General features: G+C 36.5%; 10 protein-coding genes and 1 other annotated feature. Of the genes, 2 read left to right on the top strand and 8 right to left on the bottom strand.

The window, feature by feature from the left end:
- Position 1 precedes the first annotated feature (1 nt).
- Positions 2-1,027 carry a branched-chain amino acid aminotransferase gene (locus RU87_RS07425; RefSeq protein WP_068163655.1) on the top strand — a complete coding sequence of 342 codons (1,026 nt, stop codon included), beginning with the start codon at positions 2-4 and terminating at the stop codon, positions 1,025-1,027.
- 232 nt (positions 1,028-1,259) lie between these two features.
- Complete coding sequence (locus RU87_RS07420) at positions 1,260-3,614, top strand: HAD-IC family P-type ATPase (RefSeq protein WP_231860448.1); 2,355 nt, start codon at positions 1,260-1,262, stop codon at positions 3,612-3,614.
- Positions 3,615-3,677: 63 nt separating this feature from the next.
- Here RU87_RS07420 and xerS read toward each other — a convergent pair whose 3' ends face one another.
- The 8 genes from xerS to RU87_RS07380 form a co-directional block, all read right to left on the bottom strand.
- Positions 3,678-4,748 (bottom strand): tyrosine recombinase XerS, encoded by a 1,071-nt coding sequence (xerS, locus tag RU87_RS07415; protein WP_068163786.1) that lies wholly within the window; start codon positions 4,746-4,748, stop codon positions 3,678-3,680.
- 177 nt (positions 4,749-4,925) lie between these two features.
- Positions 4,926-5,912 (bottom strand): LacI family DNA-binding transcriptional regulator, encoded by a 987-nt coding sequence (locus RU87_RS07410; RefSeq protein ID WP_068163659.1) that lies wholly within the window; start codon positions 5,910-5,912, stop codon positions 4,926-4,928.
- A gap of 55 nt (positions 5,913-5,967) precedes the next feature.
- On the bottom strand, positions 5,968-7,413 hold the full coding sequence (gene gtfA / locus RU87_RS07405) for a sucrose phosphorylase (protein WP_068163662.1): 1,446 nt from the start codon (positions 7,411-7,413) through the stop codon (positions 5,968-5,970).
- A gap of 134 nt (positions 7,414-7,547) precedes the next feature.
- Complete coding sequence (locus RU87_RS07400) at positions 7,548-9,236, bottom strand: alpha-glucosidase (protein ID WP_068163663.1); 1,689 nt, start codon at positions 9,234-9,236, stop codon at positions 7,548-7,550.
- A 205-nt stretch (positions 9,237-9,441) separates the two neighbouring features.
- Complete coding sequence (gene brnQ, locus RU87_RS07395; RefSeq protein ID WP_068163666.1) at positions 9,442-10,800, bottom strand: branched-chain amino acid transport system II carrier protein; 1,359 nt, start codon at positions 10,798-10,800, stop codon at positions 9,442-9,444.
- 89 nt (positions 10,801-10,889) lie between these two features.
- Positions 10,890-11,255, bottom strand: a complete 366-nt coding sequence (gene rplL / locus RU87_RS07390; protein WP_068163669.1) for a 50S ribosomal protein L7/L12 — start codon at positions 11,253-11,255, stop codon at positions 10,890-10,892.
- Positions 11,256-11,343: 88 nt separating this feature from the next.
- A complete protein-coding gene (rplJ, locus tag RU87_RS07385; RefSeq protein WP_068163672.1) occupies positions 11,344-11,844 on the bottom strand; it encodes a 50S ribosomal protein L10 in 501 nt (166 codons plus the stop codon).
- Between the two features lie 26 nt (positions 11,845-11,870).
- Positions 11,871-12,005 (bottom strand) — a sequence feature (ribosomal protein L10 leader region).
- Positions 12,006-12,044: 39 nt separating this feature from the next.
- Positions 12,045-12,650 (bottom strand): ECF transporter S component, encoded by a 606-nt coding sequence (locus tag RU87_RS07380; protein ID WP_068163675.1) that lies wholly within the window; start codon positions 12,648-12,650, stop codon positions 12,045-12,047.
- Between the last annotated feature and the right edge of the window lie 18 nt (positions 12,651-12,668).

Genomic DNA, 12,668 nt, shown 5'->3' with positions numbered 1-12,668 from the left:
TATGTCTATTAATATTGATTGGGAAAATCTTGGTTTTTCATATATGAAATTACCTTACCGTTTTATTGCACATTATAAAAATGGTCAGTGGGAAAAAGGAGAATTGACTGAAGATGCAACACTACATCTATCTGAGTCATCACCAGCCTTGCATTACGGTCAACAAGCCTTTGAAGGACTAAAAGCGTACCGGACTAAGTCAGGTGACATTCAATTATTTAGACCTGATCAAAATGCTGAACGGTTGCAAAAAACAGCAGATCGTTTATTAATGCCTCAAGTCCCAACTGATTTTTTCATCGATGCCGTCAAATCAGTTGTGAAAGCAAACCATGAGTATGTGCCACCGTATGAAAGTGGTGGGAGCCTTTATTTACGTCCATTGCTAATCGGTGTTGGAGATATCATAGGCGTACAACCAGCCCAAGAATATATTTTTACTGTTTTTGCAATGCCTGTTGGTAGCTATTTTAAAGGTGGCTTAACGCCTACCAAGTTCATCGTATCACGTGACTATGATCGTGCTGCCCCACACGGTACAGGTGCAGCAAAAGTTGGTGGTAACTACGCGGGTAGCCTTTTACCAGGTCAAAACGCACATCATGCGGGATATTCTGATGTTATCTATCTTGATCCAGCAACGCATACAAAAATCGAAGAGGTCGGATCAGCTAACTTCTTTGGGATTACAAAAGATAATGAATTTGTGACACCACTTAGCCCATCAATCTTACCATCTATCACTAAATATTCTTTGCTTTATTTAGCAGAAAAAAGACTTGGTCTTAAAGCGATAGAAGGCGATGTTGAAATTGATAAGTTAGATCGTTTTGCTGAAGCTGGTGCTTGTGGTACTGCTGCCGTTATTTCACCAATCGCGGGTATCCAAAACGCAGATGAGTATCATGTCTTCTACAGTGAAACAGAAGTAGGACCAATTACGCACAAGTTATATGATGAACTTGTTGGCATCCAAAAAGGTGATGTACCTGCACCAGATGGTTGGATTTATCCAGTATCACTCTGATTAATGACTGACTAATACACTACAAATTGCATGATGAAACGCATGCAATTTTTTTATACCAAATACCCTTTCATTTTGATCAATAACTCTTTTTTTATGTCAAAAAACCAAATTAATGCTTGTTTTAGCTAGTAAAATAACAAAAATGTAAGAAATTTAGTCCTGAGGACGGATGACAAAGACTATGAATTGTTATATGATGGTAGTAAATCGTTTAAAAAAGGAGAGTAGGATGATTAAATCCACTCAGAGTGGTCTCAACTCAGATGAAGTCAAAGAAAGAGAACAAAACGGACAAACAAATCATATCAAAAAAACATCTAGCCGGTCATATGCTAAGATATTTTTTGTAAATGTGTTTACATTTTTCAATCTTATAAACATTGTTTTATTTTACCTCGTTTATTTGACTGGATCCTATTATAATGGCCTGTTTATCTTAGTTATCTTTAGTAATATCGTGATTAATCTCTTTCAGGAGATTCGATCAAAACGTACGTTAGATAAGTTAGCGATCTTAACCGTTTCCAAAACAAAAGTCTACCGTGATCATCAATTAGTAACCTTACCGATAGACAAGATTGTCATTGATGATTTACTTTTATTAGAAAATGGTGATCAAGTCCCTTCAGACGCAAAGGTCATTGAAGGCAGTTTAGAGATTAATGAATCGTTACTTACTGGTGAAGTTGATAATGTCTATAAAACACCTCAAAGTGAGTTATTCTCAGGTAGTTTTGTCACATCAGGTCAAGCGATCTGTCAGGTGATTCATGTCGGTGAAGATAATTATATCCAAAAGATAACTAGAGAAGCTAAAGCTATTAAAAAACAGAGTTATCTGATTCAAGATAGCTTAAATAAAATTATTAAGGGCATTACGATTGTCTTAGTCCCATTATGTGTCCTGCTATTTGTCAAACAATACTTTTGGTCAGGTGTAGCAATTAACCGTGCCATACTCTCTACAGTTGCAGCAGCAGTAGGGATGTTTCCTGAAGGACTGTACTTATTGACAAGTGTTGCGTTAACGATTAGTGCTGTTTATCTATCTAGAAAAAGAGTACTTGTCCAAGAATTAAATTGTATTGATGCGCTCGCTAGGGTAGATACACTATGCTTAGATAAGACTGGTACGATAACAAAAGGACAGATGATCGTTGAAGATCTTATCAAAATCGATGACGCATGTGATGTTGCGTCGATTATTGGCAACATGATGGCTGTGCTACCTGATAAAAATCCGACAGCTCTAGCTCTTCGAGAAGGATTTCCTGAAAGTTCAAGTCGAGTGGCGACTACTGTAGTTCCATTTTCTTCAGATCGTAAGTTTAGTTGTGTTAGCTTTGAAGGTGATGGCACCTATTTCTTGGGTGCTAGTGCTTTTATGAAGCTAGATCCCTCAAAAGAACAGGACATACTTAAATTAGATAAAAAACACTCGAAACTTGGCTACCGTGTCCTAACTTTAGGGTATAGTGATAGCACACAAGCTTTTGACCAGATTAAAGATATCCAACCTATCGCCATGTTTTTAATTACGGATACGATAAGAGAAAATGTTATTGAAACGTTAGCATTTTTCAATAGACAACATGTTAATTGTAAGATTATTTCTGGAGATGATCCAACCACAGTATCTCAAATCGCACAGCGAGTTAACTTACCTGGAGCAGAGAAATATATCGATATGTCGGAAGTTGCTGATGAAGATTTAGAAGATATTGTAGAAAATTATCAAATTTTTGGTCGTGTCAGTCCGCAACAAAAGAAACAAATCGTGATTACGCTTAAAGCATTAGGTCATACAGTTGCCATGACAGGCGACGGTGTTAATGATGTTTTAGCACTTAAAGAAGCCAATTGTTCGATCGCTATGGCGTCAGGAGTTGATGCAGCAAGACAAGCTTCTGATATTGTTTTATTAGATAATCAATTTGAGGCAATCCCTACGATTTTAAATGAAGGACGCCGTGTCATTAACAATATTACAAGAGCCGGCTCTTTAGTATTAATTCAGGTCGTTTATTCTATTTTACTAACAGCTGGTACATTAATCGTAGGGTTTAAATATCCATTTGAACCCATTCAACTCACAGTATTGAATGCTTGTTTTGTTGGTATACCTACCTTCTTACTTAATTTTGAATTAGATTTTAATCGCGTCAAAAGTGAATTTTTGCCGACATTATTTAAAAAAGCTTTTCCAGCTGGTTTATCTATTGCAGTAGGCAGTCTGTTAATCATTAACTTAGGGCATATATTTGGTAGTAGTCCTCGTGCGCTGTCAATCATGGCTATTCTATATACAGCATGGAATTATCTGATTGTGCAAAGAAATATCTATCCAACAAAAACATCTTATAGATCCATTGTTTTTATCGTAACTCATACGATTTATTTTATCGCCTTAATTATCGGCAAAAATCTATTAAGTCTAGGTAATATCAGCTATATTAATTTGATTTTGCTTGTCGCCTTGTGTTTTTACTCAGTCACTTTCCAAAAACTGTTTTCAAAATTGTTTAATCAAAGTTATAATCGTTTTAAATCTAAACAAGCCAAAAAACAAGTGATGAAGTTGTAGTACAAAATACCCCTCCTATTTCAAATAGGAGGGGTATTTATATACACGTGAGAGAAGTAGTGACTATAACTTATCGAGTGCATCTTTTTGTTCATCACTGACGATATGGGTATATAGGTCTGTGACCTGTGTAGAGGCATGACCAAGTTGATGACTGACTAAAACTTGCGAATTTGTTTGTGCGTAGAGTCGTGTCGCCAACGTATGTCTGAGTTTATGAGGTGTAACACGGACTTTAAACGCTTTAGAGTATTTGGCAACCATCTTTTCTATACTAGAGTTGTCGATTCGGTTAACTTTTGACTTATATGTCGTTAAGAACAAAGCAGTATCTTGTTTTTGTGCACCGTAGCGTTTATCTCGGATTTCTAAATAATTGACTAAATACGATTTGGCAAAGCCTGCGATATTAACGGCGTCTTGTTTGCCACCTTTACGCATAATCTCTACAACCAGTGTCTTTAAATTTAAATCATTCAGATCGATATTGACAGTTTCTGATAATCGGATGCCAGACGCTAAAATCAGCGCAATGATTGCAAGATCACGTTCTTTGTTTTTATAAAAAGACGATTTAGCACGGTTGGATAAGTCTAATTCGTAATCATGATCTATAAAGTCTAAAAATCCTTGTGTTTCGTCGCCTAAAAATAGTTTATTCTTAATATTTTCAGCTCTAGCAGCAAGTGTTTCTTTCTTTTTTTGCGTACTGACTTTTTTCATGACATTACGGTAGAAGTAGGGCTCACCATGTTCATCTTCAACCTCCTCAGTTAAATACTTATATAAACTAGAAAGTGCTGATAAGGTTCGATTTATCGTGGTTTGAGAGATCCCATATTTTGTTGCAGCTGTATTTAATCTAGGTCGTTCACGTAGATATAAAATATACGTTTCTAAATCTGATTTTGTCAGATGTTCTAGTGTATCAAGAGATATGGTATTTGTTGATGTCGCACTTGAAATATCAGCATCAATTAACCATGAAAAAAAACGTTGGTATTCTTTCAGATATTCATATAAAGTTGTGAGTGAATAGGGCACAGCAGATTTTGACCGATAGTAGGCAAGTACAAAATCTGGCATGACCTCTTTTAAATCTTCAATATTCTCAATTAAGCGTTCTCTCTTCATAATACTAGTATAGGGTATAGGGCAACATTTGTCAAGAAAATTATAGTTTTTCGGAAAGATGTTATGAGATGAAAAGTCAGTAGGTGTTGTCATTGATTTAAAAAAATCAAAGGCTTTACTGTATCTACTGACTTTTGTTTGAAACATGTGTGGTGTCTTGATAACTTGCCCGTTTTTTTAAGTCGTTTCACGAATCATTAACATGGTTGCTAGCACCTCATAGTCTGGGGGTGTTTCCCCACGCAGGTTTGCGATTAATATTTCGGTACTTAATTCCCCCATTTTTTTGATGGGCTGCTGCACTGTTGTTAACTTAGGTGTCAAAATTTGTGCAACAGGCTGATCATCGAACCCCATGATTGCCAGTGTTTCGGGTACTTTAATCCCTTGTGTGAGACATTCACTTAAAATCCCTGAAGCAAGTAAATCTCCATTTGCAAAAATTGCCTGTGGTCTATCTACTTCTGGCATCTTCATCATTTCACGTAAGACTTGCTGCCCACCAAACACATCCCACTTATGTTCAAAATGATAGGTGTCATCAAAAGGGATTTGATGTGCTTTTAAAGCTTGGATAAATCCAGAAAATCTTAAATTATCCGGATCATACTTGCCGCCTGAACAATAAGCAATTTTACGATAGCCCTGTTCTATCAAAAATGTAATCGCTTCATATGTCGCTTTCTTTTCATCAATAAAAACACCAGGAAGTGTAGAATGTGGCGAACGATGATTACATACGACTACTTTTCCAGTTTCAATTAGATCTGTGATGTCATCAGTTTCTTCTTCTATATAAGCTAAGATCAACCCATCAAGCTGTTTACTTTTCAGCATTTCTAAAAACCGCATTTGATTTTTAGGTTTATCTTTTGTTTGGAAAACAACGACATGATAGCCTTTTTGATTTGCAGTTTCTTCTATAGCATCAACTAAATATGCAAAAAATGGATTGGTGATGTAGGAAATGACAACGCCGATCATTTTTGTTGCTTTACCCCGCATTTGTTGTGCCACACTGTTGGGATAATAGTCCATTTCTAGCATGGCTTGACGAATAATTGTTTTTGCTTTTTGGGAAACGTTTGGCTCATCGTTCATTGCACGTGAAATCGTTTTGATAGCGTATCCAGTACGCTCTGCCACATCTTTTATCGTTACCATGTTATATTCCTTTAATTAGAGGCATCGTTTTGTTGTCTTATAACAGGTTTTCATTTTATTGTTTGATAATGAGTTTATCATCTTCAGTGACAACAAAACTTTTTGTTTTTAGATTAGCCACTAGTTTTGAAACGGTCTGCTTTTGTTTATCCATTCGAATGATCTCAATGCTTTCCTCAGATGGTGTTGAGATTGTGATACTACCAGTTAAATCAAATGATGCTGATGTATTTCTAAAGCGTAGTAATGTGAAAAGATCTTTGACAACTGCTCGTGTGACCTCTGACTCAATTTCGGATGTTGTATAGTAATGTCGATTGATATTACGCCCTTCTTTTGTCGCTTCAAGTAGCTCAATATCATTTTTCCCTGCTAATAACCCAACATAATAAACTTGTGGGATACCAGGTGCAAAGACTTGGATTGCTCTAGCCAGTAGGTAGCTTCTGTCATTGTCCCCAAGAGCAGAATAATAAGTACTGTTAATCTGATAGATATCTAGATTATTATAGTTAGCACTAGAATAAGTTTTCTTAACATTAGCCCCAACTTTGTACAATGCTTCGCTTGTATAAGTCAATTCATCATCCGTTAATAAATCTCTCGCATCTACCACGCCGATGCCATCATGTGTATCAAGAGTTGTGAACTGTTTCATAGGGCTTATTTTTAACCAGTTGGCTAGGCGATTACTCTTACCGCTATAGAGTGAATAAAGTGTTACCATAGGTAGTGCAAAATCATAAATAAAATAATCATGATCTGAGATTTTCTTTTGGATACTATAATGCTCATGAATTTCTGGTAGCAAGTCAACATCATATTGAGCTGCTACATCACGAACTTCGTTTAACAACTCCCAGATATCTGGTTCGACAAAAAAATCAGTGGTATCTAACTTTTTAATTGCATAAGCAAATGCATCCAGACGAATCAGCGAACAACCGTGACTTGCCATATCTTTTATGGTTTCAGCTATAAAAGATTTAACGATATCTTTTGTGACATCTAAATCAATTTGTTCTTCGCCAAACGTGTTCCATACTGCCTCTTTACCACCATCAGAAAAGATGACCTCTTGAAATGGTGCTTTGTCTTTACGTTTATAAATCAAATCGATATCTTCTTGAGTAGGGCGGTTTTCTGGAAAAAACTCAGAAATCAATATAAACATCTCTTTATATTTGGCATTCAAGCCATTTTTTTTGAACTCTTGAAAGAATTTACTTTCACGAGAAATGTGATTAATCATGAAATCAAACATGAGATAGTAGTTTTCGCCAAGTTTTTGAACACCTTCCCAGCTACCGAGAGCTTCGTCTACTACAGTGTAATCACTTGGCGCAAATCCTCTATCTCCTGTGGACGGGAAAAATGGTAACAGATGAACCCCACCAACGACACCTTTTAAATGTTTATCTAACACTTGAGATAGGTCGGTCATGTTTTTACCTAGACTATCTGCATAAGTGATTAACATCACTTCATTTTTTAATTTCATGTTTTCTCCTTTTTTACAGCGCAACTAACGATGCACTAAATATAATAGAGTTTAAGAAACCTAAGCAAGATTGTACTTGACACACGTTTAATACATGTGTACAGGCTATTAATCAATAGGCTTTAGATCTATCATCAGTTGTAGTTGGCTAAAATAATACTTTGATAAGATTTTAAAGTCAATATACCATCATCAAGCTTACTGGGTGCAAGGGTATCAAGTACGATATGTTTAAACGTTTTATCAATATCAACACCTAATGGCTCATTTGAAAAATTGATCAATACAAAGAGAGCTTGATCTCCAAGGACACGCTGATAAGCAATTAAGTTGTCGTGAGTATCATTTACTGGAACAAACTCACCAAATATAGTGACCTCAGAGTAAGGATTAGCTGCTTTGCGCAAGTCGATGAGTTTTTTATAATAGGATAAAACTGACGATGTATCCTGTTCTTGTGAGGCAACGTTGATTGTGGTGTAGTTAGGATTAATTTTTAACCATGTTTGCTGTGCTGTTGAAAACCCTGCATGTGGCTCACTACTCCATTGCATAGGTGTACGTGAATTATCTCGGCTACGTTTGACTACTGCATCAAACGCTTCTTGTTTTGAAAGACCTGCTATTAGTGCGCGATCGTACATCTCAAAAGTCGCAATATCATCATAGTCATCCAGATTTAGGGTGGTAATATTTTCCATGCCAATTTCTTGACCTTGATAGATAAATGGTGTGCCGTGTAGCATCATAAATAAGGTAGCCAAGAGCTTTTTGGTCGTATCATTACGATCTGCTTCTGGAATGTATTTACTTATAGAACGTGGCTGGTCATGGTTTTCTAAGTATTGCACACCCCATCCCAGTTGTTGTGCTTTTAATTGATGATGGTAGATACGTTTTCTCAACTCCGCAACGCTCCAGTCACGAAGTGAATACCATGCGCCATTTGATGGGAGCGCAATATCTGAATAAGAAAAGTCAAAAGTTGTTCTAAAGACACCGTTAGGACCAACGTAATCAATTAAGTCACGATCTGGCACATCCGCTTCTGAAACTGTAAATGCATTATATTTTTTAAAACATCTATCATCTAATTCATGTAACCACTCAAGTATCCCTGGTTGATTAGCGATGGACTTTGCAATGGACGATAAGCCATCTTCTGCATCAGCTGGATATGATTTGTAGAAATTAGTCGGTTTTTTAAGATTTAAAATCGCATCAATCCGGAAACCACCAAGGCCTTTTTCAAGCCACCAGTTGATCATGTCAATAATCGCTTCACGCATCTCGGCATTTTCCCAATTAAGATCTGGTTGCCGTCTAGAAAAGGCATGAAGGTAGTACATATTAGCTTCATTAGGGACTTTTTCCCATGATGAACCACCAAAATACCCTCGCCAATTATTTGGCGCTTGACCATTTTTGCCTTCACGAAAAATGTAATACTGTCGATATTTGCTTTTGGGATCAGCTAAAGCTTGTTTGAACCATGTATGCTCATCGCTTGTATGGTTGATAACTAAATCCATTAATAGCTTGATGCCATGTTGTTTAGCAGTCGCAATTAATTCATCCATGTCAGCCATGCTACCAAAGATCGGGTCAATCTCATAATAATCAGAAATGTCATAGCCACCATCATCCATTGGGGATTGGTAGCACGGGCTAAGCCATATAACTGTGACACCTAATTTTTCTAGATAAGGTAAGCGATTAATAATCCCTCTAAGATCACCTACGCCATCGTGATTATCATCTTGAAAACTTTTTGGATAAATTTGATAAACGACAGATTTTTTCCACCACTCTTCTTGTTTCATCAGTATTTCCCCCTTATTTGTCTAACGTTGTCAATTTATCCAAAAAAACAATAAAAAGAAAGCGCTTGCTATACAAGGTCATTGTACCTAAAATGACTACCATTGTCAACGATAACCTGGTATGATTGAAAAGATTTACCACAACTTTATTCGTAAAAAAAAACAACCACTTCATTTAGTATGAAATGTTGTTTTTAAGGATATGTTAGCCTTTCTGATGTATCAATCGTTTGCTTACGAAAGACCAAATAAGACCGATAACAAAACCAATCAGTGCTGGTACGACCCAGCCCATACCAATCGTAAAGAAAGGAATATACGTTTTAGCAAAGTTGATTAACACTGTGATCAATTGCGGTGATTGACCTGTAAATTGAATGGCATTTAAGCCATCAAAGATAGCAGCAATCAAAGTAAAGAGAGTTGTAACTTGGTAAACCACTTGATCATGTTTAAATAATGGACTAACAAGTGATAATAAGATTAACGTGATGGCTAATGGATAGATAAACATCAATACGGGTATAGATAAAGTAATGAGCTTTGTTAGCCCGATGTTTGCAAACAAACAAGGTAAAATACTTACAGTTGTTGCAAAAAACAGGTAAGACCGGCTAGGAAATAGCCCTACAAATGTTTCTGAAAATGCTGTAATCAAGCCTACTGCTGTTTTTAAACAGGCCACTACGATGATTAAGGCTAAAATAACCATGCCAAATGTACCCAAATAATAATGGGCAATTTGTGACAACGCAATACCACCATTAGCACTCATTTTGAATTTAGCAACACTCATCGCACCAAGATACGACAGACATGTGTAGATAACACCCATGAGTAACACACTAATAACACCTGATTTGATTGTGTCAATTGCGATGACTTTTGGGTTTGTGACACCACGTTGACGAATCGTCGTTACGATAATAATCCCAAATGCTAAAGCTGCTAATGCATCTAATGTATTATAGCCTTGTGTAAAACCAACAAAATAAGGTGAGGTTTGAAACGCTTGACCTACTACGGCATCAGAACTTGACCCCATTGGTCGAATAAAGGCAATAATTAATAAAAACCCAAGTAAAATCAAAAAGATTGGATTTAAAAATTTGCCGATGTAGTCTAGTATCTTAGAAGGTTTACGCGCAAACCACCAAGCACTAAAGAAAAACAAAATACTAAATATTGCTAATGCAGGCTTTAGTGAACTGCTTGGTAATACTTCTGCAAATCCGATTTCAAATGACGTTGTTGCTAAACGTGGTAAGGCAAACAAAGGCCCAATCACTAGATAAAGTAAGACTGTAAATATATAGGCATATTTTCGGTTAATCCGTGAAGCCATCTCGAATACACCAGAGGTCTGAGACAACCCAACTGCTATAATCCCTAAGAATGGTAGACCAATCCCTGTTGTTAAAAATCCTAAATTTGCTTGAAAAATTGAGGCGCCTGCTTCTTGACCCATATGCAGCGGAAATATCAAATTCCCCGCACCAAAAAATAAGCCAAAAAGCATGGAAGCAATAAGGATATAATCACTAATTTTTAATTTTTTTTCCATTAATTCTCTCTTATTATGATTTGATAAAAAAAAGCAAAGCACGAAAGAATTTCGTATTTTGCTTTTAATCTATTTAAACAATCGATAGATTATTTAAGTTCAGCAGAACCACCAGCAGCTGCGATAGCTTCAACGATAGCTTCAGCTTCAGCTTTTGGAAGACCTTCTTTGATGACAACTGGAGCGCCGTCAACAAGATCTTTAGCTTCTTTAAGTCCAAGACCAGTAGCTTCACGAACAGCTTTGATAGTAGCAACTTTTTTGTCGCCTGCTGAAGTTAACTCAACGTCAAATTCAGATTTTTCTTCAGCTGCAGCAGCACCAGGACCTGCTACTGCTACAGGAGCAGCTGCAGATACGTCAAATTTTTCTTCGATTGCTTTTACAAGCTCAGAAAGTTCAAGAATAGTTGCTGTTTCAAGTTCAGCAACGATGTTTTCAATGTTCAATGCCATTGTTGGAATCTCCTTAGAATTTTTAATTTAATATGCAAGAATTATGAAGCGACTTGCTCGCTCGGGTAATAAATTAAGCGACTTATAATTAAGCTGCTTCTTCTGCTTTGTCTGCAACTGCTTTGACAGCGTATGCAACATTGCGAACTGGTGCTTGAAGTACTGAAAGGAGCATTGAAAGCAATCCTTCGCGGCTTGGTAGTGATGCGATTGCAGCGATTTCTTCTTTTGAAGAAACTTTGCCTTCGATAACACCAGCTTTAACTTCGAGTGCATCAGCTGTTTTAGCGAAATCTGATAAGATTTTTGCTGGAGCAATTGCATCTTCGTTTGAAAAGGCGATTGCAGATGGTCCTACGAATTGGTCCGTAAGATCAGAGTAACCAGCTTTTTCAGCAGCACGACGCAAGATTGAGTTTTTGATGACTTTGAATTCAACACCAGCTTCACGTAATTGTTTACGCAATTCAGTATCTTGTCCAACTGTAAGACCACGAGAATCTGCAACGACGATACCAGAAGCATCTGCAAATTTTTGGGCAATAACGTCAACTAACTCAGCTTTTTTAGCGATTGTAGCTTCACTCATTGTTTATTTTTCCTCCTCTATTATTTGATGGCATAAAAAAACTCTACGCCAACCATAGACATAGAGAGTACAAAAATTCATTATTAGCTAATAAATAGTTGTCCTCGGTTGGATTTACGATTTTCATCACCAACTGTCTTCGGTCAAGTTGTTTTCACAACTATTTTATTATAGCAGAGTTTTTTTATCTTGACAAGTACTTATTTTATTTTATATGAATTAATTTTCGTTTTTTTAGACATATTTTCTAGCATTGATTTTAATGCGACAAAAATGATCGCAAAACTGACAGCAAATATCACGCCTTGTAACAGGTTAAATGGCACGACCATTTTCAGTATATACTTACTAGTTCCAAATATTTTGCTGATATCAAAATGTGCAAATTCAGCATATAAAGGAATAGCATAGATGATATTAGCGACTGACATCGCAACTGTCATCGCTATTGTTGCAAGCACACTACCTATAATATATGTTTTAGTTGCAACTTCTTTTTTGAAGAATAGTGCAAAAATTAGTAGAAATGCGCCAACAGCAACGATATTTAGCGGTAACCCTATCCAAGTTGTGACACCTTCATTATTTAATAATAATTTTAATATCGAACGTAAGATAAGAATTACAAATGCTGTAGGTAAATCAAATAAATAGAGCCCAACAAGTATTGGGATAATTGAAAATTCCACTTTAAGAAAATCTGCAGTTGGGATTAACGGAAACTGCGGGAAAATCATTAAAATGAATGAGATAGCAGCAAGCATGGCAACGATGACCAGTTTGCGTGTACGTGTAGAATTTGTCATTTGGGCACCTCCTAAATT

This window comes from Pseudolactococcus plantarum, from assembly GCF_002441715.1.
GTDB classification, from domain to species: Bacteria; Bacillota; Bacilli; order Lactobacillales; family Streptococcaceae; genus Pseudolactococcus; species Pseudolactococcus plantarum.
The sequence above is the reverse complement of the archived record's forward strand: the minus strand, read 5'-3'. Positions and strand labels throughout refer to the sequence as shown.